Origin of the sequence: Faecalibacillus faecis (assembly GCF_003024675.1) — a bacterium.
In the GTDB taxonomy this organism is placed as follows: Bacteria; Bacillota_I; Bacilli_A; order Erysipelotrichales; family Coprobacillaceae; genus Faecalibacillus; species Faecalibacillus faecis.
Genome location: NZ_PYLP01000002.1, coordinates 182386 through 209297 on the forward strand (window position 1 = coordinate 182386; position 26912 = coordinate 209297).

32 protein-coding genes are annotated in these 26912 nt (G+C 27.6%); all 32 read left to right on the plus strand.

Annotation, left to right across the window (positions count from 1 at the left end; translation table 11 throughout):
- The first annotated feature begins 7 nt into the window (after positions 1 to 7).
- The 32 genes from C7U55_RS14170 (at position 8) to C7U55_RS03065 (ending at position 26763) form a co-directional block, all read left to right on the plus strand.
- Positions 8 to 223, plus strand: coding sequence for an oxidoreductase (locus C7U55_RS14170; protein ID WP_204638385.1), 216 nt, complete (start codon positions 8 to 10; stop codon positions 221 to 223).
- A 64-nt stretch (positions 224 to 287) separates the two neighbouring features.
- Positions 288 to 740: an oxidoreductase gene (locus tag C7U55_RS14095; RefSeq protein WP_204638386.1), complete on the plus strand. Its 453-nt coding sequence runs from the start codon at positions 288 to 290 to the stop codon at positions 738 to 740.
- A gap of 271 nt (positions 741 to 1011) precedes the next feature.
- Positions 1012 to 1443 (plus strand): recombinase, encoded by a 432-nt coding sequence (locus C7U55_RS02920; protein ID WP_106987267.1) that lies wholly within the window; start codon positions 1012 to 1014, stop codon positions 1441 to 1443.
- A gap of 17 nt (positions 1444 to 1460) precedes the next feature.
- A complete protein-coding gene (locus C7U55_RS02925) occupies positions 1461 to 2303 on the plus strand; it encodes a spermidine synthase (protein ID WP_106987268.1) in 843 nt (280 codons plus the stop codon).
- A 267-nt stretch (positions 2304 to 2570) separates the two neighbouring features.
- The gene (locus tag C7U55_RS02930; RefSeq protein WP_106987269.1) at positions 2571 to 3086 is read left to right on the plus strand and encodes a hypothetical protein; all 516 of its coding nucleotides are present in this window, start codon (positions 2571 to 2573) and stop codon (positions 3084 to 3086) included.
- Between the two features lie 17 nt (positions 3087 to 3103).
- Positions 3104 to 3298, plus strand: a complete 195-nt coding sequence (locus tag C7U55_RS02935) for a chloride channel protein (RefSeq protein ID WP_239985145.1) — start codon at positions 3104 to 3106, stop codon at positions 3296 to 3298.
- A 102-nt stretch (positions 3299 to 3400) separates the two neighbouring features.
- Positions 3401 to 5209, plus strand: a complete 1809-nt coding sequence (lepA, locus tag C7U55_RS02940) for a translation elongation factor 4 (protein WP_106987270.1) — start codon at positions 3401 to 3403, stop codon at positions 5207 to 5209.
- A 117-nt stretch (positions 5210 to 5326) separates the two neighbouring features.
- Positions 5327 to 7459 (plus strand): penicillin-binding transpeptidase domain-containing protein, encoded by a 2133-nt coding sequence (locus C7U55_RS02945; RefSeq protein ID WP_227279068.1) that lies wholly within the window; start codon positions 5327 to 5329, stop codon positions 7457 to 7459.
- 72 nt (positions 7460 to 7531) lie between these two features.
- On the plus strand, positions 7532 to 7681 hold the full coding sequence (gene rpmG / locus C7U55_RS02950) for a 50S ribosomal protein L33 (RefSeq protein ID WP_022001550.1): 150 nt from the start codon (positions 7532 to 7534) through the stop codon (positions 7679 to 7681).
- Positions 7682 to 7714: 33 nt separating this feature from the next.
- On the plus strand, positions 7715 to 8338 hold the full coding sequence (locus C7U55_RS02955; protein ID WP_106987271.1) for an MBL fold metallo-hydrolase: 624 nt from the start codon (positions 7715 to 7717) through the stop codon (positions 8336 to 8338).
- Positions 8339 to 8416: 78 nt separating this feature from the next.
- Complete coding sequence (locus tag C7U55_RS02960) at positions 8417 to 9373, plus strand: ATPase, T2SS/T4P/T4SS family (RefSeq protein WP_106987272.1); 957 nt, start codon at positions 8417 to 8419, stop codon at positions 9371 to 9373.
- On the plus strand, positions 9366 to 10367 hold the full coding sequence (locus C7U55_RS02965) for a type II secretion system F family protein (protein WP_106987273.1): 1002 nt from the start codon (positions 9366 to 9368) through the stop codon (positions 10365 to 10367). Before C7U55_RS02960 ends, C7U55_RS02965 begins: the two co-directional genes overlap by 8 nt.
- Before the next feature lie 40 nt (positions 10368 to 10407).
- On the plus strand, positions 10408 to 10716 hold the full coding sequence (locus C7U55_RS02970; RefSeq protein ID WP_106987353.1) for a competence type IV pilus major pilin ComGC: 309 nt from the start codon (positions 10408 to 10410) through the stop codon (positions 10714 to 10716).
- The gene (gene comGD / locus C7U55_RS02975; RefSeq protein ID WP_162297399.1) at positions 10703 to 11113 is read left to right on the plus strand and encodes a competence type IV pilus minor pilin ComGD; all 411 of its coding nucleotides are present in this window, start codon (positions 10703 to 10705) and stop codon (positions 11111 to 11113) included. The genes C7U55_RS02970 and comGD overlap by 14 nt, the downstream gene beginning before the upstream one ends.
- A complete protein-coding gene (locus C7U55_RS02980; RefSeq protein WP_106987275.1) occupies positions 11097 to 11321 on the plus strand; it encodes a type II secretion system protein in 225 nt (74 codons plus the stop codon). Before comGD ends, C7U55_RS02980 begins: the two co-directional genes overlap by 17 nt.
- Positions 11297 to 11707: a prepilin-type N-terminal cleavage/methylation domain-containing protein gene (locus tag C7U55_RS02985; RefSeq protein ID WP_106987276.1), complete on the plus strand. Its 411-nt coding sequence runs from the start codon at positions 11297 to 11299 to the stop codon at positions 11705 to 11707. Before C7U55_RS02980 ends, C7U55_RS02985 begins: the two co-directional genes overlap by 25 nt.
- Positions 11688 to 12062: a hypothetical protein gene (locus C7U55_RS02990; protein ID WP_106987277.1), complete on the plus strand. Its 375-nt coding sequence runs from the start codon at positions 11688 to 11690 to the stop codon at positions 12060 to 12062. Before C7U55_RS02985 ends, C7U55_RS02990 begins: the two co-directional genes overlap by 20 nt.
- 68 nt (positions 12063 to 12130) lie before the next feature.
- Positions 12131 to 12688 (plus strand): elongation factor P, encoded by a 558-nt coding sequence (efp, locus tag C7U55_RS02995; RefSeq protein ID WP_048923711.1) that lies wholly within the window; start codon positions 12131 to 12133, stop codon positions 12686 to 12688.
- A 71-nt stretch (positions 12689 to 12759) separates the two neighbouring features.
- Entirely contained in the window at positions 12760 to 13221 is a 462-nt protein-coding gene (locus C7U55_RS03000; protein ID WP_106987278.1) for a SpoIIIAH-like family protein, read from the plus strand.
- Between the two features lie 60 nt (positions 13222 to 13281).
- Positions 13282 to 13596, plus strand: a complete 315-nt coding sequence (locus C7U55_RS03005; protein WP_106987279.1) for an Asp23/Gls24 family envelope stress response protein — start codon at positions 13282 to 13284, stop codon at positions 13594 to 13596.
- 87 nt (positions 13597 to 13683) lie between these two features.
- Positions 13684 to 14082 carry a transcription antitermination factor NusB gene (nusB, locus tag C7U55_RS03010; protein ID WP_106987280.1) on the plus strand — a complete coding sequence of 133 codons (399 nt, stop codon included), beginning with the start codon at positions 13684 to 13686 and terminating at the stop codon, positions 14080 to 14082.
- Positions 14075 to 15400 carry an exodeoxyribonuclease VII large subunit gene (gene xseA, locus C7U55_RS03015; RefSeq protein ID WP_106987281.1) on the plus strand — a complete coding sequence of 442 codons (1326 nt, stop codon included), beginning with the start codon at positions 14075 to 14077 and terminating at the stop codon, positions 15398 to 15400. The genes nusB and xseA overlap by 8 nt, the downstream gene beginning before the upstream one ends.
- A gap of 4 nt (positions 15401 to 15404) precedes the next feature.
- Positions 15405 to 15629 (plus strand): exodeoxyribonuclease VII small subunit, encoded by a 225-nt coding sequence (gene xseB, locus C7U55_RS03020; RefSeq protein WP_048923706.1) that lies wholly within the window; start codon positions 15405 to 15407, stop codon positions 15627 to 15629.
- Positions 15622 to 16470 carry a polyprenyl synthetase family protein gene (locus C7U55_RS03025; RefSeq protein WP_106987282.1) on the plus strand — a complete coding sequence of 283 codons (849 nt, stop codon included), beginning with the start codon at positions 15622 to 15624 and terminating at the stop codon, positions 16468 to 16470. The genes xseB and C7U55_RS03025 overlap by 8 nt, the downstream gene beginning before the upstream one ends.
- Positions 16471 to 18348 carry a 1-deoxy-D-xylulose-5-phosphate synthase gene (dxs, locus tag C7U55_RS03030; protein WP_106987283.1) on the plus strand — a complete coding sequence of 626 codons (1878 nt, stop codon included), beginning with the start codon at positions 16471 to 16473 and terminating at the stop codon, positions 18346 to 18348. It begins immediately after the preceding gene.
- Positions 18329 to 19129, plus strand: a complete 801-nt coding sequence (locus C7U55_RS03035) for a TlyA family RNA methyltransferase (protein ID WP_106987284.1) — start codon at positions 18329 to 18331, stop codon at positions 19127 to 19129. Before dxs ends, C7U55_RS03035 begins: the two co-directional genes overlap by 20 nt.
- A gap of 14 nt (positions 19130 to 19143) precedes the next feature.
- Complete coding sequence (gene recN, locus C7U55_RS03040; protein WP_106987285.1) at positions 19144 to 20787, plus strand: DNA repair protein RecN; 1644 nt, start codon at positions 19144 to 19146, stop codon at positions 20785 to 20787.
- Positions 20788 to 20841: 54 nt separating this feature from the next.
- The gene (locus tag C7U55_RS03045) at positions 20842 to 21807 is read left to right on the plus strand and encodes a SpoIVB peptidase S55 domain-containing protein (protein ID WP_106987286.1); all 966 of its coding nucleotides are present in this window, start codon (positions 20842 to 20844) and stop codon (positions 21805 to 21807) included.
- A gap of 201 nt (positions 21808 to 22008) precedes the next feature.
- Positions 22009 to 22812, plus strand: a complete 804-nt coding sequence (gene spo0A / locus C7U55_RS03050) for a sporulation transcription factor Spo0A (RefSeq protein WP_106987287.1) — start codon at positions 22009 to 22011, stop codon at positions 22810 to 22812.
- Positions 22813 to 22849: 37 nt separating this feature from the next.
- Entirely contained in the window at positions 22850 to 24028 is a 1179-nt protein-coding gene (locus C7U55_RS03055; protein WP_106987288.1) for a DNA polymerase IV, read from the plus strand.
- A 631-nt stretch (positions 24029 to 24659) separates the two neighbouring features.
- Positions 24660 to 25589 (plus strand): site-specific tyrosine recombinase, encoded by a 930-nt coding sequence (locus C7U55_RS03060; protein WP_106987289.1) that lies wholly within the window; start codon positions 24660 to 24662, stop codon positions 25587 to 25589.
- Entirely contained in the window at positions 25579 to 26763 is a 1185-nt protein-coding gene (locus C7U55_RS03065) for a phosphopentomutase (protein ID WP_106987290.1), read from the plus strand. The genes C7U55_RS03060 and C7U55_RS03065 overlap by 11 nt, the downstream gene beginning before the upstream one ends.
- The last annotated feature ends 149 nt before the right edge of the window (positions 26764 to 26912 follow it).

The following is a 26912-nucleotide window of genomic DNA, read 5'->3' on the forward strand; positions in this document are numbered from 1 at the left end:
AAATGATATGCCACTAAGTGTAGAATATACTGTACCAGGAATTACTTCTGAAAGATTATGGGATATTGTTAATAAAATTATTGAGGTAGCTAAATGTTCAGTTGAAGCTGGATTTGATTGTTCAGAATTTCGTTTCGCTCATAATTATTTACCACACTCAATGCCTTCTAGTGAAATCAATCATCGAAGTAATGAATGGAGTGGGAGTTTTGAAGATCAATAGAAATTTCCACTTGAATGTATTAAAGCTATTCGTTAAAATATACTAGAAGCCGTGCCTTTATTTTTTGAAAATAGATTGTCATGATGATATGTTTGAAAGTGGATTAATTATTGAAGAAGTGATTGACTTTTGTAAAGATGCCAAAGAATATGGTGTCGATGTTTTAAATATATCACGTCGAAATATTATAACAGTTGTAACTCTTTATGAAGTAGCTCCTGTAGATATTGAAAATGGATTCAATGTAGAAGATGGTGCATGTATTCGTAAAGAAACAGGAATGTTTACAATGCCTTGTGGACATATCAATACTCCTGAATTTGCTGAAAAGATATTAGAAGATGATAAAGTAGATTTAATTATAATGGCGCGTACGCAACTTACCGATGCAAATTTTTGTAATAAAGATAAAAATGGTCAAATGAATCAAATTCGTTATTGTATTGGATATAATCAAGGTTGTTATGATTGCTTCTGTAATTCTTTGTATGATCCAAGTATCAAACATATTACGTGAATAAGAAATCCAGGATTATTAGAAGAAGCAATAGATAGTCTCTCTATGACTTCACATCCTAAAAAAGCAAATGTTGCTTAGATGCGTTTAGAGATGCATGTTATGCAGTATTAGATATTAATAAATAATAAAACAGGATGAACAACAATTGTGTTGTAATATTCCTGTTTTTAAATTATTTTTAGAATTACTATAGAACAATTATTAAATATGATAAAATTAGATAAAAGGAAGTTGATTATAATAATTTAAAAACAAAGGAGATCTGTCTATGTATTTTAAAGAACCGTTTGACAAAGAAAAAATTGTAAAACAACATGAAGAATTATTAAATATTTTTAAAGAAGATCTTTCAAATCTATCTGATAAAACAATTAAGAAACATATACAAAATGTTGATTTCTTTATCAATGAATATTTATTAAATCGTAATAATGCAAATTATGAAGAAGTTAATAATGAAGTAGATTTGTTCTTTAGAGATTTCTTTATTAGAAAATGTATGTGGTCTTCACCAAATTCTATAAAAGAAACAGCAGCTAGTTTTAAAAAGTTTTATAAATCAATGATGAATCATGATAAATTAAAAAAAGATGACTATGAATGTTTATGCGATACCATTAAAGATGAAATGAAATCTTGGCAAGAATCATGTGATTACTATGATAGCGGAAAACCAAATTGGGATCCGTTTAAATTTTAAAGGTAGGGTAATAAAAATTGTATAACGATAAGATTGAAATAGAAAGTCCTTATGGGCATATTACCATTAGCTATGGTCGACATGATAAGCATCGAGTAAGAGTTCTTGATATAGATGGTGGTATGGAATCAGCAACTTATATAGAAGAAGAATTACAAAATGAATTACTTTTTGAATATATGTATTTATTTGATTTAATGTTTGATGAAAATTATTTAGAAGATAGACAAATTAATGATGTTTTGTTAATTGGTGGTGGTGCTTTTCATTATCCTAAATATTTTTTAGCACATCATCAAGGAAATATTGATGTTGTTGAAATTAACAAAGTTCTTTATGATATTTCTAATAAATACTTCTATTTAGAAGAAACTATTAATAAATTTGATAAGAATAAAAATAGATTTCATTGTTATTTTGAAAACGGAAGAGATTATATAAATAGGAACAAAAAGAAATATGATGCTATTTTAAGTGATGTCTTTATTGGTGAAAATTTAGTATTAGAACTTCATTCGTTGGAAGCAATCAAAAGAATAAAAGAATCTTTAAATCCACAAGGAATTTATATAACAAATATCATTGGTTCATTAAGTGGTAAATATAGTCAAAATATAAAGAATGTTGTAAAAACACTCAAACAATGTTTTAAATATATTTATGTCTTTAAAGCACAAGAAAAGAATGATCATCAAAAAAGACAAAACTTAATCGTTGTTGCTGTAGATCAAGAAGTTCATTTTAATATTATAAGTTATCACAATATTAATCAAAAGAGATATCATCAAGGAATGATCAATCATGTAGATGATTTGGATTTAAGTAATGCTCGTGTTTTGTTTGATGAAAATATTAAATAAAAATACAAGAATCAAACTTTTTTCATCGTTTCATAGATAACTTTTGCTCGATTATTAATATTTAGATTTTATCGAATAATGTCTTTTTTATTTAACAAATAAAGTCTCCCTAATGATATAACAAAAGAAATAAGTAAAGAGGGTGATGTTTTTGTTAAATACTGAAGAAAAGTTTATTCAAAAGAATAACTCTTATGATCTCTCGTCAGATAAATTGGTAACGAAAGTAAATGATTATGGCGATTTTTCACAAGAAGAGTGGGTGTTTTGATTGATAAAATCAAGAATAGTACATTTATTAGAAGAAAAGTAAAAGAATTTACTAAAATAGTAGGAAAAGATATCTCTCAAACAAAGTTAAAAAAACATTTAAGTACTCAATTAGGAATTACAGTTGCCAAGATTTCTGATTTAAAATATCATACGTGTTTAGATGAAGAAACATGTAATCAATTATTTGAACTTATTTTGCAAGAATCACTATTAAAAAATGAATTTGTTGAGATAGTAAAGAGATCTATACAAGATACATCATTAAGAATGAATAAGGGCGCATATGATTTTGAATTATGTTATACTTTTTTAATCGCTAAATTTTACGTGGATTATTATGATTATCAACAACAAAATATAACTTATCTAAAAAATCAAATTAATAATCTCATACATATGTCAAACGAAGAAATAAGTAACTTGGCTGAAGAACTAAATAAAAGTGATAAAGAAGTTCAAGAGAAATATGACCAAGATTTAATAAATGAAAATGAATTAACTGAAAAATAACAGATGCTATTTTACCAATAGAACTATGTGCAGCCTTAGGTTATGTTGCTGTTTTTGCTTCAGCAACGAATACATTAATAGCACCTATGATGATTAGTATAGAAGTGTTTGGTGGAAATAATATGATGCTCTTTATTATTGTTTGCATTTTTGCTTATTTAGTAAATGGAAATCAATCGATTTATGGAGCACAAATGAAACATTTAGATTAAATCATTTTTTTAAAAGAAGCAGCAAATAATTATTTCTATAAATAAATTGTCAATTGCTTTATTTTTTGTTAAAATGAGTTACTGAAAGTCGGTGAATATATAATGGCGATAGAACAACATAAAATAAGAAACTTCTCAATTATAGCTCATATTGATCATGGAAAAAGTACCTTAGCAGATAGAATTCTAGAAATGACAGGAGCTGTTTCTGATCGTGAAATGAAAGCTCAGTTATTAGATAGTATGGAGCTAGAAAGAGAAAGAGGAATTACAATTAAATTAAATGCAGTGCAATTACAATATAAAGCAAAAGATGGACAAACTTATTTATTACATCTGATTGATACTCCAGGTCATGTTGACTTTACATACGAGGTTTCTCGTTCCCTTGCAGCATGTGAAGGGGCAGTATTAGTTGTAGATGCTGCACAAGGTGTTGAAGCACAAACACTTGCAAATGTGTATTTAGCTTTAGATAATGATTTGGAAATTTTGCCAGTTATTAATAAAGTAGATTTACCAAGTGCTAATCCACAACGTGTTATTAAAGAAATAGAAGATGTTATTGGCTTACCTGCAGATCATGCACCTCTTATTTCAGCAAAAAGTGGTCTTAATGTACAAGATGTCTTAGAAATGATTGTAAGAGATATACCAGCTCCTCAAGGAAGTGCAGATAATCCTACACAAGCATTAATATTTGATTCATTCTATGACAGTTATCGTGGTGTCGTTGTTTTTGTAAGAATTAAAGAAGGATCTATTAAAGTAGGTGATCATATTAAATTTATGGCCACTGGTGCCACTTATGAAGTAACAGAAGTTGGGGTAAGAACACCAGCCGAAATCAAAAAAGATGAACTTGTTTGTGGTGAAGTTGGATGGATTTCAGCAGCAATTAAATCAATTCAAAATGTACATGTTGGGGATACAATTACAACTTTAGAAAATGAAAGTTATGAACAATTACCTGGCTATCGTAAATTAAACCCGATGGTCTATTGTGGTCTTTATCCGGTAGATAATTCTAAATATAAAAACTTACGTGAAGCTTTAGAAAAAATCCAATTAAGTGATTCATCTTTAGTATTTGAACCAGAAACATCACAAGCTTTAGGGTTTGGATTTAGATGTGGCTTCTTAGGATTATTACACATGGATGTTATTCAAGAACGTCTTGAAAGAGAATTTGATTTAGAATTGATTGCGACAGCACCATCAGTTATTTATCGTGTTTATTTAACAGATAAAACAATGGTTGAAATTGATAACCCAGCGATGATGCCTGCACCTCAAGTGATTGATTTTATTGAAGAACCTTATGTTAAAGCTTCAATTATGACACCAAATGAATACATTGGTTCTATTATGGAATTATGTCAATCAAAACGTGGTGAGTACGTTGATATTGAATATATTGATGATACACGTAGAAATATCATCTATAATATTCCTTTATCAGAAATCGTATATGATTTCTTTGATAAATTAAAATCAAGTACAAAAGGGTATGCTTCTTTCGATTATGAGTTGATTGGTTATCGTGAAAGTAAACTTCAAAAAATGGATATCTTATTAAATGGAGATGTTGTAGATGCACTTTCTTCCATTGTTCATAAAGATTTTGCTTATAGTCGAGGTAAAGTCATTTGTGAAAAATTAAAAGAAATTATTCCTAAACAAATGTTTGAAGTACCAGTTCAAGCAGCACTTCAAGGAAAAATCATTGCCCGTACAACCATCAAAGCAATGCGGAAAAATGTCCTTGCTAAATGTTATGGTGGAGATATTTCTCGTAAAAAGAAATTATTAGAAAAACAAAAAGAGGGTAAAAAACGTATGAAAGCTGTGGGAAGTGTTGAAATTCCTCAAGAAGCATTCATGGCAATTTTATCTGTTGATGATGAATAGCAGCTTGAGCTGCTATTTTGATATAAAAATGTGAAATTATTGTTTTTAGACCATAATTCAAATTTACTATTTAATTAAAGTATAATATAATACACATGCGGAAGGAGGCGTAATATTTTGAAATTGTTTAATAATAAAAATAACTCAAAAGTACGTTTTCATGGTTTTAGTGAAGAAAAGGAATATCAAAATAGTAAGACAGAAATTATTGTTTCAAAAAGATTAATTGAGCTAATATGTCTGACAATTATTTTGATTATTATATTAATTATTAGACTTGGTTATGTGCAATTAACGCAAGCAGATAATTTAAAAGTGAAGTTGGAAACTTATGGAACTTCAACATTTACAAATGATGCTCCTCGTGGAGAAATCTATGATCGTAATTATACAAAACTTGTAGGTAATGAAAATGTTATATGTGTTAATTATTATGCGCCAAAATCAATTACAGATAAAGAAATTACATACATTGCAAAATTTTTGAGTAAAAAATTAGATATTGATTTTGAACCAAAGAATGTAAATAATGTCACAGAAAGAAATATCAAAGATTATTTTATCATTGCCCATGAAAAACTTGCTGAAAGTTTGATTAGTAATAAAGAGTTGTCACGATTAAAAAAAGATAATCCTGATAGTACGGATTATGAAAAAGCAAAGAAAAATCTAATCGTTTCCAAATTAACGTTAGACTATATTTATCAAAATATGACACATGATGAAATTGAACAAGTTCGTTTTGAATATTTAATGAAACGATGTAAAAAAGGATCTGTGACACTTGCTGAAGGAATTTCTGTTGAAGAAGCGAGTGTTATTGGTGAAAATGCAAATGTTTTAAAAGGTATTCAAATTAGTAGTGGTTGGTCACGTCAATCAATGGTGGATGGACAACTTTCTTCTATTTTTGGAAAAGTAACTACAAAAAGACAAGGATTACCTTCAGAAATGAAAAATGAACTTTTAGCTTTAGGATATACAAATGATAGTCGTGTTGGAACGAGCGGTTTAGAAAAACAATATGAAGATATTTTAAAAGCAACAAATTCATCTTACTCTATTAAATACAATAGTAATGGAGATCCTATTGTGACAAATAGCATTAATGGCCAAAAAGGAAATAATATTCGTTTGTCAATTGATTGGGAGCTACAAGCATTAGCAGACGAACTAATTACTAACGAATTAAAAGCATGTAATAGTTTTAACAAATACTTTGAAAAAATGTATTTTGTAATGATGGATCCCAATACTGGTGAAGTATTAGTGATGTCAGCAAAGAAAATTGATAAAACCACAGGTGAAGTATCTGATATTTCTTCTTTCAACTATTTAGGACAAGTTGAAATAGGGTCTACATCAAAAGCAGGAACACTTTATACAGCTTTTAAAGAAAATATTATTGTTCCAAATACGTATTTTGTCGATGAACCGATTAAAATTAAAGGTTCAAAAGAAAAGAAATCATACAAAAATATGGGAAATATCAATGAAGTTGATGCACTAGCGTGGTCTTCAAACGTTTACATGTTTAGAATTGCAATGAAACTTGCCGATGTCAATTATGTTCCAAATGCGTCCTTAAACGTTGATTTCAATAAATTTGTAAAAACACTTACAATTATTAGACGTGATTTTGGTGAATTAGGTTTAGGAGTAAAAACAGGACTTGATGTACCAAACGAAGGTGATGGATATAAAGGACAAAGATCTGAAGCTGGTTTATTATTAGATGCTTGTATTGGACAATATGATACATATACACCAATTCAATTAGCACAATATACATGCACGGTGGCAAACATGGGTAAAAAAGTACAACCTCATTTCTTAGTTGAATCATTTAAAACAGATGATGCAGGGAACAATGTTTCAACTTATAAATTTAAAACAAATATTCAAGATGATGTTTCTTCACAAGTAGAAGCCTTCCAACAAATCAAAAAAGGAATGCGTGCTTGTGTTACAAGAAGTGATGGAACATCTCATACGTATTGGTCTCAAAAGCCTTATGCGGCTTACTGTAAAACAGGAACTGCAGAAAAATATGATCCTGGTGATAATGTCGATCATCCTAACCACTTACAAATTGGTTATATTTCAGCAACAGAAGATAGTAAACCAATTGTTGCCTTTGCAAGTATTGCTGAACGTGAAGATCGTTCTTCTACTGGTGCTGATTCATCTGCGCCAATTATTGCAAATCAAGTTGTCGATAAATATGTAGAAAAATATGGACTAAATTAAAAAAATGCTAGTATTTCATAAATTATTATGTTATTATGTGTAAGAAAGTTTTAGTGATGCGGAGGTGTAATCATGAGAGATAATATCATTTTAAAATGTACAGAATGTGGTGAAGAAAATTATATCAACACTAAGAATAAAAGAAATCATCCAGATAGAATGGAAGTTAATAAATATTGCCCAAGATGCAATAAAAAAACTGTACACAAAGAAAAAAAATAAGCTTCGGCTTATTTTTTATTATGAGGAAAAAATATGGAAGAACTCAAAATCAAACATATGACACTGGGTCAAATGGCAACAAATTGTTATATTATTGAAAATGGTAATCAGTCTTTAATTGTTGATCCTGGTGCTGAAAGTGAAAAAATAATACAATATTTAAATGAAAACCATTTAAATATTTCAGCTATTCTTTTAACGCATGGACATTTTGATCATATTGGCGCCGTTGATGACTTGGTAAATAAATATCAATGTTCTGTTTATCTTCATGAAAGAGATTATAATTGTTTCTATGATGATGACATTAATTTATCTAATTATTCAAAACCATTAAACATGCAAGCAAAAATAACTCTTGTAAAAGATTTCATAGAATGTGCAGGTTTTAAAATTCAATTTTTAAATTTACCTGGACATACTCATGGTTCTTGTTTTGTGATTTTTCAAGATCATCATATTATCTTTTCTGGGGATGTTATATTTAAAGGTGCTGTTGGAAGATATGATTTTCCTAATTCTTCATTAGAAGAAACAATTGCTTCTATTGAAAAAATTAAAGGTATTTCAGGAAACTATCTTATTTATCCCGGGCATGGACCATCAACAACACTCGATGATGAAAAAAGGAATAATCCGTACTTAAATCGTTTGTAAAAACGATTTTTTTGTTTTTTTTCATTTTTTTGAAGAAAAAAACAAAAAAAGAGCGAATAAACTAGTAGGAGGAACAATATGAACGAGTTATTTGAACAATTAGTCTATGACGCTCTTAAAGAGAAAGTAAGTGATATTCACTTATTATCTAAAGAAAAAGGTATTATAAAGTTTAGAAAGAAAGGGAGGCTTTATGATTACGATACGATTGATTCAAAACGAATGACAAAACTATTAAATTATATTCGTTTTATTTCTAAAATAGATTTAAATTATTTTAGAAAGCCACAAACAGGACATTGTATTTTTGAATATAACAATAGAAAATATAATCTCAGAATTTCATCTTTGATGGGAAAAGAGATGGATTCACTTGTTATTAGAATACTGAATAATCATCAAAAACTTACATTAAATAACTTAACTTATGATTTTCATGTAAATCAATTTCTAAAACAAATAGCAAAACAAGAAAATGGTTTATTTATTATTAGTGGGGCGACGGGATCGGGAAAATCCACAACACTCTATGCTTTACTTGATGAAATCAATAAACATTATCAAAAGAATATTATTACATTGGAAGATCCTATTGAAATTGAAAAAGATTATTGTCTTCAAATTGAATTAAATGAAAAACAAGGAATTAATTATAACGAATCGCTTAAACAAATATTAAGACATGACCCTGACGTAATCATGATAGGTGAAATACGAGATGAAACAACGGCGCAACTTGCGTTAACATGTGCTTTGACAGGTCATTTAGTTTTGACAACACTTCATGCAAGTCATTGTATAAACACATTAAAAAGACTTGTAAATTTGAATATCCAGTTATTAGATTTAGAAGATGTATTAATTGGGGTGATGACACAAAAAATGAACATCAATAAAAAACAAAAAATTGTTGTTGAAAGTGAATTTCTGGATAAGCAAAGTTTACAAAATTATTTTAAAAACAAAAAAGTCAATTATTACGATTTTAAAAAAGCTCATAAAACATTGGTTGAAAAAGGTATTTTAGATGAATAGAGTAACATTAGATTTTATAGAATATATGATTTTCTTTTTAAAGCAAGGATATTCAATACATGATTTGTTGGATTTATGCAAAATGCTTGATTTTAAAAAACAAGTAAGTGATTTGAAAAAATATCTTTATCAAGGAGAAACAGTAGATGAAGCATTACTAAAAATGAATTTACCTGGTTTATTTAAAGAATATTTTTCTTTCTTTAAACATGATTTTTCAATTGACGATGCTTTAGAAAAAACACTCGCTATTTGTAAGAAAAGAGAAGAAATCAAAAAAATTCTTATAAAGAAATTAGGTTATCCACTTTTTATGTTGATTTTTCTCTTTGTTTTTTCTATTTTTGTTGTTTTATTTCTATTACCACAAGTAGAAATTCTATTTATTGATTTTAACATTGAAAAAAGTTTAATTACTGAATTTTTCTTTACACTTCTTAAAATTATTCCTTTGTTTTTGATACTTGTTTTTGTTGTAGTTGTTTCTATTGTTTTGTTTGTAAAGATTTCTGTAACACATCAACATTTTCAATATATTGATTTTATGATCGAACATACGCGATTAGTTAAAAATGTTATTTGTAAGTATTACTCGCTTAAATTTGCTATCTATTACGATGAGTTGCTGATGAATAATTATGATGCAACAACTATTATTGAACTTCTTTATAACAAGATAAAAGATAGCGATATTAAGATGATTGTTTATGAATTGTATAATTCTATTTTAGAAGGAAGAAATATTGATTCTGCCATCCAAGCATTTCCTTATTTTTCAGATGATTTTAAGATGTTTATCGTTCTTATTCATAATAAAAATGAAAAAAAATCTTTAAAAGAGTATATAGATATTTCGTTTATGCAAATAGATCGTTTAATTTCACGTATTATTAAAACAATTGTTCCTTTGATTTATGGATTTGTTGCAAGTTTTGTCATTGTTGTTTATGTATCTATTATAATTCCAATGATGAATGTTGTTTCAACTCTATAAATAAAAATAAAAGAAAGGAAAACTATAGGTGAAAATGATGATAAAAAAAGAAAATGGGTTTACATTGATCGAAATGATATTTTGTATATCAGTTATTTTAGTGATTTTACTTCTTGTTATTCCTGAAGTGACCAGCAAAAATCGTATTGTTAAAGAGAAAAGCTGTGACGCTCAAATTGAAGTTGTCAACTCTCAAATTGTGTTATACGAGATTGAGCATGGAGAACTACCAACAAGCATGTCACAATTAACTTCTGGAAGTCATCCTTATTTAAAAGAAAAGCAAGCTGTTTGTCCTTCTGGACTTGCAATTCAAATTAATGACGGGGAAGCTTATGTTTCAAAATAAAGGATTCACTATGATAGAAATGTTGTTTGTGTTATCTATTATTGTTTCAATAACATTACTTACCATTCCATATTATTTTACACATCAAAATAATTACAATTTTGAAAATGTACAAAAACAAATAGGAATGATGATTGATCAGGCTAAACAAGAATCATTAATTTCTCATCAAAGAATTGATTTATGTTTTACCAAAAAGGAAGTTTATTATTTAAAAGATGAACAAAAGATTAGTTTTCAACTTCCTGATAAGTTCTATTTTGATAAAATTAAAGAGGTTTATTTTAATAAAAATGGTAATATCAATCAGGCAAATCATATTGTTTTGGCTAATAATCAAAAAAAGATAAAAATTGTTTTTCATTTAGGAAGTGGTGAATATGAATTCCAATCGTAAAGGATTCACTTTAATTGAAAGCTTGTTTGCTTTTAGCGTTTTCATTTCTGTTATTGTTTTACTTGTTTCGTTATATACGTTAAATGGAAAAACAAGGCTAAGAATTGAAAAGGAATATCAAGAATATATTTCTATCCAGAGTAATCAAGAACAAAAATTAAATTTAGAAGAGGGAATTGAACAATGTCTAAAAGAGGCTTTACATTAATAGAAGTTTTATTAAGTCTTTTAATTACGTCCTTGATTGTCATTAATTGCTCATTTCTTTATAAAACTCTTTATTTTTCTAATTATGGAAATAAAATAGATGCACGTTTAGAAAATGGAGTAGCTACGTTATCAAAAGAATTAATAACAGCGCATTCTATAGAATATGGAAATAGTTTAACTTTTAAAAACGAAAAAGACGAACAATGCCAGGTTATCTTACAAAATGATCGTTTGGTTTTAACACCAGGGCATAACATTTTATGTAATGCAATCGATGAAGTCCGATTTGAAGGAGGAGATAGTTTGATTCGAATGGAGATTAAAAGAAATGACATTTGGTCTTGTTATATTATAGGAAGTGATTATGAAATTAAAAACGAATAATGGCTCTGCCTTACAAATAACTCTTGTTTTGCTTTTAATTCTATCTTTAAATATTTTTTCTTTATGCCAAATAACAATTTTAAATAGTCGCAGTTTTAAGGGGTTAAAAGAAGTGAACGAAACACGACTTATTGAAAATATATTATTAGCGAATTATAAATATGAAAATAAAAATAGTATTTTATTAAGCGATTATTTAACTATTGACGACTATGCCATTAGTTATACTGTAGATGACATGGGAAATTATTTTTATATCGAAACAACTATAGAAAAAGAAAATAAAAAACATCTATTCCATGTTGAATTAAATAAAGAAAAAAATATTATTCAAAAAATAGAAGAAATTAACTAGAAAAAATATTCCATTCATAATAATTATTTGTTATAATCATCGAGAGTATTAATAAAAAGGAGATTATTATGATTAACGTTAGTGATTTAAAACCTGGAGTTACTTTCCAATTAGATGGAAATTTATATGTCGTGTTAGATTATTCTCACAATAAAACTGCTAGAGCTGCAGCAAATATTAAAGTTAAAATGAAAAATTTACGTACAGGATCAACTACTGAATTAACTTTCGGTGGGAATGATAAAGTAAAAAGAGCTCAAATCGATAAAAAAGAAATGCAATACTTATATAATACAGGAGATGCATTTGTATTTATGGATGGTGAAACATACGAACAAATTGAAATTCCTGCAGAAAACTTAGAATGGGAAAAGAATTTCTTAAAAGAAAGCGCAACTGCTACAATTCGTAGTTTTGAAGGTGAAGTATTAGGTGTTCAATTGCCTGATAAAGTTACTTTACAAATTACAGAAGCTGAAGCAGCAGTTAAAGGAGATACTGCAACTGGAGCTACTAAAAATGCTGTTTTGGAAACTGGTTTCCAAATTAAAGTTCCTTTATTTATTGACGAAGGAGAAATGGTTGTTATTTCAACTGCTGAAGGAAAATATTCAGGTAGAGCTTAAACACTAGATTATTCTAGTGTTTTTTCATATAAAAAAGATTTCTTCATATAAATGATAGAGAGGGGATTTATATGAATAAACAGGCTATTACTTTTTTATCACTTTTTACACTTATTCTTGTTTTATCAGTTTATTATTTAGTTGTTCCACCTATTGATCAACAAACAAATGTTCAAACAAAACAACTTAGTAAAATAGAGGTTCTTCAAAATCAATTGAATGAAAATCATGAAAATACACTTGCTGAAAATAATGATGTAATTGCATCGGCTAAATCATCAAAAAAACAAATACAAGAGGCGTTGACATCTATTGAAAAAACAAATTCAGATATTGAAACTGAAAATACAATATGTAAATTATTAAAAGAAAAAGGGTATAAAGAATGTTTTGTAGAACTTGATGATACTCATTTGAAAGTTGTTATCAAATTAAAAGAAGCAACTTCAAAAGATGCAAATCGCGTCATTAAATGTATTCAAGGGAAATATAATAATATATTTGATATTGAAGTAAAGTTTGTAGAAGACTAAACTTGAATAATTGGACAATTTTATATAAAATATAGGTATATTTAAAGAAGGAGTAATCATATGGAATATTATGTTGTAGAAAAGAAAAATAATTTAGGTGAACAATATATTGAATTATCTGTTTTTCAATCTATTACAACTCATGAAATGAGTAAAATAGAAGGTGTTGATTTTGATGGTGGAAAAGGTGCTGTTAATGTTGAAATTAATGATCATAATCAAGTTGTTATTGATTTAAATATTTGTATTGATTATGGTTTAAATGTTGGAAAAGTTGTTAACCAAATTCAAAGTGAAATTATTAATACTATTGATCGATATATTGGTTTTAGAAATGTAAAAGTTAACATTAATGTTAATAAGATTAAATTTTAGGAATTGTTTAAACGATTCCTTTTTATTTGTTTAAATTGCCTCAAATATATGATAAAATAGTAATATATTTTTGGAAGGAAATGTTTTATGGAAAAAGTAAGAAAAAAATTAATTAGAGAAAAAGCAGTTATTGCTGTTTATCAATATTTATTAACAAATGCAACAGATAAAGAAATTGAAAATTATTTGAATAATTATTATAAACCTAGAATGGAAGATAGAGAAGTGGCTTTATGCAAAACACTTGTATTTAATACAATTTCTCGTATTGATGAATACAAGCCTCTTATTCAAAAACATTTGAAAAAAGGATGGACATTAGAAAGACTTTCATTAATGGAAAAGGCAATTCTTTATGTTTCTATTTATGAACTTAATGATTATTCAAAAGAAATTGTTGTTAATCAAGCAGTTGAACTTGCTAAAAAATACTGTGATGAGGATACTTATAAATTTATCAATGGAGTTTTAGCATCTATTGACTAAAAAATATTTAACGGTTTCTGCGTTAAACAACTATTTAAAAAGAAAAGTAGATATAGATTCTCAATTACAGATTATTTATATAAAAGGTGAGATTTCAAACCTAAAAAGAAATATTAATTCTGGTCATTTATATTTTACATTAAAAGATGAAAAATCAAATATAAGTGCTATCATGTATAAAGGTTTTGCAAAGCAATTAACATTTGATTTAAAAAATGGAGATCATGTCTTAATAGAGGCTAGTGTTTCTGTTTATGCAGTAACTGGCTATAATCAACTTATTGTAAGAACAATTGAACCCGACGGTATTGGTGTTTTGTATTTACAATTTGAAGCTTTGAAAAAAAAGTTGTATCAAGAAGGATTATTTGATTCAAAATATAAAAAAGACATTCCTTTATACCCAGGAAAAATTGCTGTTCTTTCGGCTTATCCAAGTGCTGCTTTAATGGATGTTATGCAAACAATCAAATCAAGATTTCCAATTTGTCGAGTTATCATTTTTCCAATACCAGTTCAAGGAAAAGATGCCTATCTTCATATTGTTAAAACGTTAGAATATGTAGATCAATTAAAATTTAACACGATTATTCTAGCAAGAGGTGGGGGTTCGTTAGAACATTTATTGAACTTTAATGAAGAAACACTTGCAAGAACAATTTTTGACTTGAAAACACCGATTATTACAGGCGTTGGACATGAAACCGATTTTACAATTTGTGATTATGTTAGTGATTTTCGTGCTTTGACACCTACTGCAGCAGCTATTAAAGCGACACCTAATTTATTAGAAATGCAAGATAATTTAATGCAGCTTACAAATTTATTGAAAACAAATATGAAATACAAAATTGAATCATCAAAAAAAGAATTAATTCGTTATGAAAATTATTATTTATTTAATAATCCTGAAAAAATTTATGGTGATTCAGCGCAATATTTAAATCATATTCAAGAAAGATTAATTAATGGGATGAAAAATAGATTACAAACTTCTAAAACAAAGCAAAAAGAATTAAGTCTTGTTTTAAGTTCTCGTAATGAAATCTTTATAAATGAATATAATCAACATATTGCTGCACAAGTCAATTTATTAAAAAAGAATATGAAACATAAAATAAAATACAGTAAAACTGATTTTATGTCTTTGGTTTCAAAATTAAATGCTTTAAGTCCACTTCATACTTTGGAAAGAGGATATGCAATTGTCAGTAAAAATGATAAAAATATTTCATCAATAGATGATGTTTCTAATCAAGATAAAATATCAATTCTTTTTAAAGATGGCTATGTAAATGCAATAGTGCATAAGGAGTGATAAAATGGAAAATATGACATTTGAACAAGCGCTAAATCGATTAGAAGAAATTGTTCAATTATTAGAAAAAGATACAACTTCTTTAGATCAAAGTGTTGATCTATTTCAAGAAGGAATTCAACTTTCTAATTATTGTTCAAAAAAAATAAATAATGTTGAAGATAAAGTCGCAAAAATTCTTTTAAATGGAAAAATTGAAGACTTTGATGTAGGTGAACAACATGAATAATATTGTAAATGAAATTAATCAAAGATTAAAAACGATTTTAAATGATTATCCAAAGAGTAAAGTAAAAGAAGCTATGCTTTATTCTTTACAAGCTGGTGGAAAAAGAATTAGACCTTTTATTGTTTTGCAAGTCATTAGAGCTTATAATCAAAATTATCATGATTATATAGATATCGCGTGTGCTTTAGAAATGATTCATACATATTCTTTGATTCATGACGATTTACCAGGAATGGATAATGATGATTTAAGAAGAGGAAAACCGACATGTCACAAACAATTTGGCGAAGCAACAGCTATTTTAGCTGGTGATGGTTTATTAAATGAAGCAGTAAATATTATTATAAAAACATCTTTGGCTAGTGATTTAAAAATTGCCTTGATTTCTTGTCTTTATCAAGCAAGTGGTATTTCAGGAATGATTTATGGACAAGAATTAGATATTGAAAATGAAAATAAAAAATTATCTATTGATAAACTCAATACTATTCATCATTATAAAACAGGCAAATTGTTATCATGTGCTTTTCAACTTGGTGGTTTGATTGCAAGTCCTCAAGATGTAAAAGTTTTGAAAGAAATTGGATATAAAGTAGGGCTTGCATTTCAAATTCAAGATGATATTTTAGATGTGATTTCTGATAGTAAAACCTTAGGAAAACCTGTTGGCAGTGATGCAAGCAATCATAAAGAAACGTATACGACTTTAATAGGTGTTGAAGCTTCACAAAAAGAAGTAGATAAATTATTTAAAGAAGCAATCAAGCTTGTTTATTCTTTATCAATTAATCATGGCTTAATTATTGAAATTATTGAGCTTTTATGGAAAAGAGTGAGTTAAATGGATTTAAATAAAATAAAAGATCCAAGTTTTTTAATGGAAATGAATATAGATGAATTAAATGAATTGGCATATAAAATTCGTCAATTTATTATTCAATCTGTTTCAAAAACAGGGGGGCATTTGTCAAGTAACTTAGGAATTGTTGAGCTGACAATTGCGTTACACTATGTTTTTAATTCACCAAAAGATAAGATTTTTTTTGATGTTGGACATCAAAGTTATGTTCATAAAATCTTAACGGGACGGGCAAAGCAATTTCCAACATTACGTCAGTTTAATGGCTTATCAGGGTTTCAAAAGCGCTGTGAAAGCAAACATGATGTTTGGGAAGCTGGACATTCTTCTACTGCACTTTCAGCTGCGGTTGCTATGGCGATTGCGAGAGATTTAAATCATGAATATTTTGATGTTATACCTGTTATTGGTGATGGGGCTGTTGTTGGTGGTGAATCTTTAGAAGCATTGAACCATTTAGGATCAATACAAAATAAAGTGATTTTAATTTTAAATGATAACCAAATGTCTATTTCTAAAAGTACGGGTGCGATGAATAACTTTCTCAATAATATACGTATTTCTAATACTTATAATCGTATGAAAGATGATTATCGTACAATGTTACAAAAGGGTAAACTTGGTGAAGGTGTTTATAAAGCAACAAAATATTTGAAAGATTTTGTAAAACATGGTTTTTTAGATGATACCATTTTTGAAGATTTTGGTATGGATTATTTAGGTCCTATTGATGGACATAATATAGGAGAACTTATTCGTGTCTTAAATATCGCAAAAACAAATAAAAAAAGTGTTGTTGTGCACGTTGTTACAGAAAAAGGAAAAGGTTATTCTTATGCAGAAAATGATAAAGAAGGAAAATGGCACGGGACACCACCTTTTAATGTAAAAACTGGAAATGTTCTAACATCTACCAATAAAAAATCTTGGTCATCTATTGTTTCTGATCAAGTATTTCAATGGATGAAAATTGATAAGGATGTTACTGCTATTACACCTGCTATGATGAAAGGATCAGCGATGGATAATCTTTTTAAAGTTTTTCCTGAACGTTGTTTTGATGTAGGAATTGCTGAGGAACACGCCATGACTTTTGCTGCAGGTTTGTCAATATCTAAGAAAAAACCTTTTATTTCTGTTTATTCTTCTTTTATTCAAAGAGCCTATGATCAAATTAATCATGATATAGCTCGTATGAAGTTACCTTGTTTATGTAGTATTGATCGTGCCGGAATTGTTGGTGAAGATGGACCAACACATCATGGTGTTTTTGATATTGGCTTTTTAACACCGATACCTAATATTGTCTATTTTGCACCTAAAGACGCTAAAGAATTAAGAACATACGTTAATACATGTTTCACTAATTTTAATAAACCTTATTTTTTACGTATTCCAAGGGGCAGTATAGATGACCATCCAGTTGATTATCATAATACTTTGAAAATTGGAACGTGGACAATAGAATGTCGAGAAGAAAATTATGAATTAACGATTATTTGTTATGGTGAAAATGTAATGAGAGTTAAAAACATGATTGAAGAAAACCATTTACCTATTCGCTTAATTAATGCAAGATTTATTAAACCAATAGATTATAATATGGTACATACGATTTTTAAAAATGACGAGAAACCAATTATTGTTTATGAAACTGTCTTAAAAACGGGTTCTTTAGGTTCTATATTACTTACATATTGTAATGAAAATCGAATTTTAAGAAGTTTTGAACATATTGCTATTCAAGATCATTTTTCAAAACAAGGAAAAGTTAATGAAATTTTAGAAGATGAACATGTGGATATTAAATCGTTATTATTAAAATGTGAGGAATTACTTAATGGAAAAAAAGAGAATTGATTTATTGTTAGTTGAACAAGGTTTTTTCGATTCAAGAGAAAAGGCTAAACGTGCTATCATGGCAGGAATTGTTCATAATGATCATGAAATAATTGATAAGCCTGGAACAAAAGTGCCAGTTGATATGGAATTATTTGTAAAAGAATCTGTGATGCCTTATGTCTCTCGAGGTGGTTTAAAACTTGAAAAAGCCCTTAAATATTTTGATATAACAATGACAGATCGTGTTATGGTTGATATTGGATCTTCAACAGGTGGTTTTACAGATTGTGCTTTACAAAACAAAGCGAAACGCGTATACGCTGTTGATGTAGGTACGAACCAACTTGTTTGGAAATTAAGAAACGATCCACGTGTTGTTGTTAAAGAAAAAACAAATTTTAGACATGCAACAACTGATTTATTTGAATATGAACTCCCAAATATTGCAACAATTGATGTATCTTTTATTTCATTAAAACTTATTTTTGAACCTTTAAAAGATATTTTAAATGATGGGGACGATATAGTTGCATTAATCAAGCCACAATTTGAAGCAGGTCGAGAAGACGTCGGAAAAAAAGGAATTGTTAAGGATGCTAAAATACATCAAAGAGTCATTGAAAATGTGATTTCTTATGCAAATGAATGTCAATTTAGTATTCAAAATTTAACGTATTCACCAATTACTGGTGGAGAAGGAAATATTGAATTCTTAGCACATTTTAAAGTAGGAGGAACAAATTCTTTACTTCAAGTAGAACAAGTCGTACAAGAAGCACATGATTGTTTTAAAGGATAATGGAGGTGTAATTTATGCTTGAAAGTTTGTACATTGAAAATTTTGCAATTATTAACCAAATTCAAATTGATTTTCATTCAGGAATGACTGTATTAACTGGTGAAACTGGTGCTGGGAAATCAATTATTATTGATGCCATTGGACAACTTTTAGGTCAAAGAACGCAACCAAACTTCGTTAAAGAAAATCGAGATTATGCCTATATTGAAGGTGTGTTTACTTCTAATGAAAAAATAAATACACTTCTAGATGAAATGCATATACCAAGTGATACACAACTTATTGTTTCTAAAAAGATTACAAAGGATGGGAAATCAAGCATTAAAATTAATTATCGTTCAACAACCCAAATGTTATTGAAAACAGTTATGTCAAATCTTGTGGATATTCATTCACAATTTGAAACACACCAATTATTTAAGCAATCTTATCATTTACAAGTTTTAGATGATTATTGTGGAAAAAAATTAAGTATTTTAAAAGAAAAATATTTTAATAATTTTAATCAATACAAAAAGCTAGAAAAAGAGTATAAACAGCTAAAAAATGAAGAATTATCAGATGAACAATATGATTTTTATCTCTCACAAAAAAACGAAATTGATGAACTTCATTTAGATGATTTTGATGAAGAGGAATTTATTAAAGAAAGAAATGAATTAAATAATTTTGAAAAAAATGCTAAACATATTTCACAGTATAAAAATATTATGGATTCTTCTAAAGGAATGATGTCTTTATTTAAAGATGGGTTAAATGAACTTGCATCTATAGATAGTTCTAAAATACAAGACCTTCATGATCAATTATATGATGCTTATTATTCTATTGAAGGAATTAATGATGATATCTATGATTATCTTCAATTATCAAACTTTAGCGAAGAACGATATAATGAGGTTCAAGATACTTATTTTAAACTTAATAAATTAAAACGCAAATACGGGGCAAGTATAGAAAATATATTAGATTTTAGAGCTGAACTTGATAAAAAAATACAATATTTTGAAAACAGAGAGAGTGTTATTTCAACTCTTGAAAGCAAACTTAAAACTAATCAAGAAAATGCATTTAAAATTGCTTTAGATATTTCAAAATTACGTCAAGAAAATGCTCTTATATTAGAAAATGAAGTAAAAGAGATCTTAAAAGATCTTTATTTACCTCAGGTTGATTTTAAATTTCAATTTGAAAAAACAAATTTAACAGAAAACGGTATGGATTCTGTTTGTATTGTTGTTTCTACAAATGTAGGGCAAGTTGCTAAACCGTTACAAAAAATTGCTTCAGGAGGAGAATTATCACGTATTATGCTTGCTATTAAAACAGCATGTCAGCATAATGAAAATAATACAATTATATTTGATGAAGCTGATACTGGTGTAAGTGGTAAAGTTGCTGAAAGCATTGGAAAAATCATGAAAGAAATTTCAAAAAATCAACAAGTAATTTGTATTACACATTTAGCCCAGGTTGCTTGTTTTGCTAATCATCATCTTCAAATAAGTAAGCAATTAAAAAGCAATGATACAAATGTTAAAATAACTATTTTAAGTGATGAAGACAGTATTATCGAACTTGCTAAAATGATCTCTGGTAAAGAAATTACTGAACAATCCATAGCTCATGCAAAACAACTTAAAAAAAATAATGTATAATAAAAAGCATAGATGCCAAACTCAAATGTAGTCTATTGACTACAGGAGGTATCTATGCTTTTTAAAAAGCTTACAATTTCCCTCGTTATATGTTTATTATCCATAATGTGTATCACTCAAATTTATGGTCTTGATGTGATGATTGGTGGAGAATCAATAGGTATTGTTTTAAATTATGATGCTATTTGTATCACAGGTTTTTATGATATTGAAGTAAATCAACAAATAATTGATCCATCTCGTTATTTTAAAATTAATGATTTAATCATTGAAGTAGAAAATCAAAAAGTAACATCAATTGAAGAACTCACAAATAGCATAAAAGCACTTTCAACAAATACAGTTCATTTTATAGTTGAAAGAGAAGGTAAACAAATACCAATTCAAATGGATATCTATAAAAAAGGGGATGAATTTAGTACGGGTCTCTATGTTAAAGATAGTACAAAAGGAATTGGTACAGTTACTTACTATCGAATGGATACAAATGAATTTGCAAGTTTAGGGCATTGTTTAAATGATAATGAAAATATTATTGAACAAGGTAATATTTATGAAGCGCCTATTAGTTCTATTAAAAAAAGTTCAAATTTAGAAATTGGACAAAAAATTGGAAATATTCAAAATTCTAGTCTTGGAAAAATTGAAAAAAATAATGATTATGGTGTCTTTGGAACAGTAGGCTCTTTACCTAAAAATAATGTATATCAAACAGCATCACAAGAAGAAATAAAAACAGGAGATGCTTATTTTTTAACGGTTCTAAAAAATAATGAGATTAAAAAGTGTAAAATACGTATTGATCAGATTATAAAACAAGATCAACCAGCTGAAAAAGGCATTCATTTTACACTTATTGATCAAGATGTTATTGATTTAACCAATGGAATAGTTCAAGGAATGAGTGGTTCACCAATTATACAAAATAATAAATTAATTGGTTGTATAACACATGCAAGTTCACAGAATAATTTGCAAGGATATGGAATGTTTATCCAATGGATGATAAATAATTCGTAAAAAGAGATGTTTTTATCATCTCTTTTTTACGAAATTCGACATTTGTAATGCATATTTAAAAAAATATGTAGATATTTTTAGTATTTCACTAAAACTAAATAAGTAAATTAATAAAAATGAAAAAAATTTTTTATAAAAACTAAACATAAATTGTAATAATTTATATAATAAACGTGTTGGTAGGTGAATAGGGAGGTAATCATGGATAAAAGTAGAATTTATATTATTGAAGAAAATCGTGAGTTGTTAGATAAAATTACAAAGCAAATAAATAAAGTACAAAATTACCAAATTATTGGAACTGCAACTCATGCCGTCGATGCTATTACTTTTTTTGAAACAAACAAATGTGATTTAGTAATCGTCGATTTAATGCTATCGGATATTGATGGTATTGGCGTTCTTGAAAAAGTAAATGAAATTAATAAAGATGCTTTTCAACACGCAATATGCCTTACAAGTTTCACAAGCCCTTTAATAAGTAGTACTCTTGAAAAATTAAATGTGAGCTACTGCTTCAAAATACCTGTCGACTTTGACTACTTTATGGATGTTTTAAAAAAGGTTTTAAATAGTAAAGCAGAGCTAGAAGTCGATAAGAAAAACGAAGATAAAAAAATTCAAAAGATCAAAATTGAAAATGAGATTACAGAGATTTTACATGAAGTTGGTATTCCTGCACATATCAAAGGATATATGTATTTAAGAAGTGCAATCATGACAACTTATTATAACATTGATATATTAGGACAAGTTACAAAAGTGCTCTATCCTGAAATAGCAAGAAGTTATAATACCACTTCATCACGCGTTGAACGTGCAATCAGACATGCTATTGAAGTTGCTTGGAACCGAGGTAATACTGAAGCCATTGATGATATTTTTGGTTATACAGTATCTGCTTCTAAATCAAAGCCAACAAATTCTGAATTTATTGCAATGATTGCTGATAAACTTCGTCTAGCACATAAAACAGCGTTAGCACATAAAGAACGTTATTTTTAATCATAAATATGTTACAATATGCATAAGAGGTGATTAAATGCAAATTATATTTCATATTGATTTAAATGCCTTTTATGCAAGTGCTGAAGTTTCTGTCGATCCAACATTGGAAGGAAAACCACTTGTTATATCTGGAAATAGTCGAAGAGCGATTGTTTCAACAGCCTCTTATGAGGCAAGAAAATATGGTATTCATTCAGCTATGCCATTATTTCAAGCAAAACAGCTTTGCAAAAATTTAGTTATAAAGCCTGTTAATTTTACTTTGTATAGAAATTTATCGCAAAGCTTTTTTGAAATTATACGAAGTTATAGTTCTATTTTAGAAGTTGCCAGTATTGATGAATGTTATGTTGATTTTTCTGATTATTTTTCAAAACATCCAAGTAATCCTGTTTTACTAGCAAAACAAATTCAAAATGAAGTCTATGAACAGTTAAAACTTAAATGTTCTATTGGAATTTCTCCAAATAAATTTATGGCCAAAATGGCTAGCGATATGAAAAAGCCTATGGGAATCACTGTTTTAAATCGACACAATTATAAAGAATTAATGTGGCCTCTTGATATTTCAGATATGTTTGGGGTTGGTAAAAAAACAGCACCTCGATTAAAAGAAGTTGGTATTTTAACGATTGGGGATGTTGCTAATTATGATAATTACAATAAACTAAGGCAAATTATTGGTAAAAATGCTTTATTGCTTTATAGAAAAGCTAATGGAATTGATACAAGTAAAGTAAACTATCAAAAAGGCGAATTAAAATCTGTAGGACATTCAACCACTCTACAATTTGATACAGCAGATGTTGTTGTATTAAATGACACATTAAAAGAATTAACAATGAAAGTTTCTAAAAGAGCAAAAGATAAGAATCTTATTTCAAACTCTATAGGTATAACACTCAAATATTCAAGATTTGAAACAGTATCAAGACAAACACTCATTAACGATTATACCAATGAGTATGAAACCATTATTTCCACAGTTAAATACTTGTTTGATAATAACTTTGATGGTCGTCCTGTTCGTTTATTAGGTGTTTCATTGAATAATACGATCAATCAAACAAAATATTTAAAACAAATGAATTTATTTGAAGATATTAAACATAAATCTTCAAATAATCATATTGAAGATTTTATCAAAAATGTAAATCATAAAAGCAACTATAAATTGATGACAGCAGCTCAGCTATTAAATAAAAAAGAATAACTCACATTAGATATCATATATTTCAGTAGGGAGGAATTATATGATATCTTTTTTCTTTCGTAAAAATAGATTATATTTACATCAATACTTATGCATTAATGTTGTCTATTCAATTTTTTTTCTATGTGTTTTTTTTATGACACGAAAAAACATAAACATTTCTCATCTTTTTTATACATTGATTTATGCAAAAGCCGTTCCTATTAATTCTTATTTACTTTGTACCTCTGTGTACATAGTTATTGTTTTTCTTTCTGCAACCAGTTTTATAGGTGCACCCATCATTTCACTTTCATTAATCTATCGTATAAGTTGTATTATTTTTTCTTTAAAAAGTATAAATTTTTCATCTCAGACGTTTTACAGTATAATAGCTGTCATTATTCCTCAAATTATTTTAGAACTTCTAATAAGCTATATTTTATCGTATATGGGAACATATTTATCTTTACAGTCATTTAAGCTTACTTTTATTCAAAAAGATAACTTCAGATTAAAATTCTTAATAAATTATATGCTCAACTATTTAATAATTGTTGTTTTATGTCTATTTTTATCATGTTTCATAAAAATATATATTTTATAATTTTATTAAAACAATTCAACATGTTATAATATGTTTGGTGATTAAATGAAAAATAAAGATGCTCTTTTAGAATTTAAACAATATTTGATTGTAGAAAAAAATGCAAGTGAACGTACGATAGAAAACTATATAAGAGATGTACAAGCTTTTTTTAATTATATAGAAGCAAACCATCAAATTGATCAGATTGATGATATTCACAAAGAACATATCCGCTTTTATTTAAAAACATTGTCTCATTTATCTGCATCAACCGTCTCAAGAAAAATGGTTTCATTAAGATCATTTTATAAATATCTATTAAAAGAAGAAATTATTGAACGTAACCCTATGGAATCTTTTGATTTACCAAAATCTCAAAAAAAGCTCCCAACAGTGCTTAGCAAACAAGAAGTAAACATACTTTTAAATAGTATAGAAATGAATGATTTTATTTCCGCAAGAAATAGAGCAATGCTTGAATTGCTTTATGCAACAGGAATACGTGTATCAGAACTTGTTTCATTAACGATCTATCAATTGAATTTGAAAATGAAATACTTAAATGTTATTGGAAAAGGTGACAAAGAAAGACTTATTCCTTTAACTGATTATGTTTGTAAAATTATGGGAAAATATATTTATGATTATAGAAATCCTAAATTGGATTTTAAAGATGTTGATTTGCTTTTTTTTAATAACCATTTAAAAAAAGTTTCTAGAGAAGATTTTTATGCAATATTACAAAAAGAAGTAAAAAAAACTTCTATTCAAAAAAAAATATCACCTCATACGTTACGTCATACATTTGCCACTCATTTATTTGAAAATGGTGCAGATTTAAGGTCAATACAAGAATTATTAGGACATAGTGATATTTCAACAACGACAATCTATACACACGTATCAAATGAAAAAATGATAGAAGATTATAATAAATTTCATTTAAGAAGTCATAAAAACATTGAAAAGGAGAGCGATAAAAATGAACTATAAAAGAATATTTGTTATTGTATGTGATTCTATGGGTATTGGAAATGCTAAAGATGCCGATAAATATGATGATTTGGGAACAAATACTGTTCAACATATTTGTGAAAAATGTGATGGTTTAAATGTACCTACATTAGAAAAGCTAGGCTTTGGTTTACTTGGTGATTTTAAAGGAATTAATAAAATTTCATATCCAAAAGCCTATGTAATGAAATTGAATGAAGTATCGAATGGAAAAGATACAATGACTGGACATTGGGAAATGATGGGATTAAAAACAGTAAAACCTTTCATTACTTTTACTGATACAGGATTCCCAGATGAATTTATTAAATTATTTGAAGAAAAAACAGGACGTAAATGTGTTGGAAATATAGCATGTAGTGGTACAAAAATATTAGATATGTATGGTGAACATCAATTGAAAACTGGAGACTGGATTGTTTATACTTCTGCTGATTCTGTATTTCAAATTGCTGCGCATGAAGATATTATTCCATTAGATGAGCTTTATAAAGCATGTGAAATTGCTAGAGAAATTGCTATGGATGATCGTTGGAAAGTAGGTAGAGTTATTGCCCGTCCATATATAGGTAGTGGGGAAGGCCAATTTACTCGTACTGCAAATAGACATGATTATGCTCTTGCTCCATTTGCTAAAACAGCTTTAGATGATTTAAAAGAAAATAATTTTGATGTGATTGGTGTTGGTAAGATACCTGATATTTTTGTTGATCAAGGAATTACTAAAAAGATTAGAACTGTTAGTAATGAAGACGGAATGAATAAAACCATTGAACTTGCTAAAAATGAAGATTTTAATGGACTTGCATTTATTAATTTAGTAGATTTTGATGCAATGTATGGACATCGTAGAAATTCAATTGGTTATGGTCAAGCAATTGAATCATTTGATAATCAATTAAAAATACTTATTGATGAATTAAAAGATGATGATTTACTTATGGTTACTGCTGATCATGGTAATGATCCAACATATAAAGGAACAGATCACACTCGAGAACAAGTACCATTAGTCATTTATTCTAAACAATTTAAAGATCATAAACAATTAAATGAAGAAAATACATTTGGTATTATTGGTGCTACGATATGTGATAATTTTGATGTTAAATATAATGGAATTGGGAAATCCATTTTATCCAAATTGAAATAAAATGGATTCAAATAATAAAAAAATAATTACTACAGCTTTAGCTGCAGATTTTATTGCAGTATTACTATTCATTTTTGCATTACAAACAAAGATAAGTATAATCATTATTCTATTTTATATTATAAATTTATTGTTATACTTATCGAGTT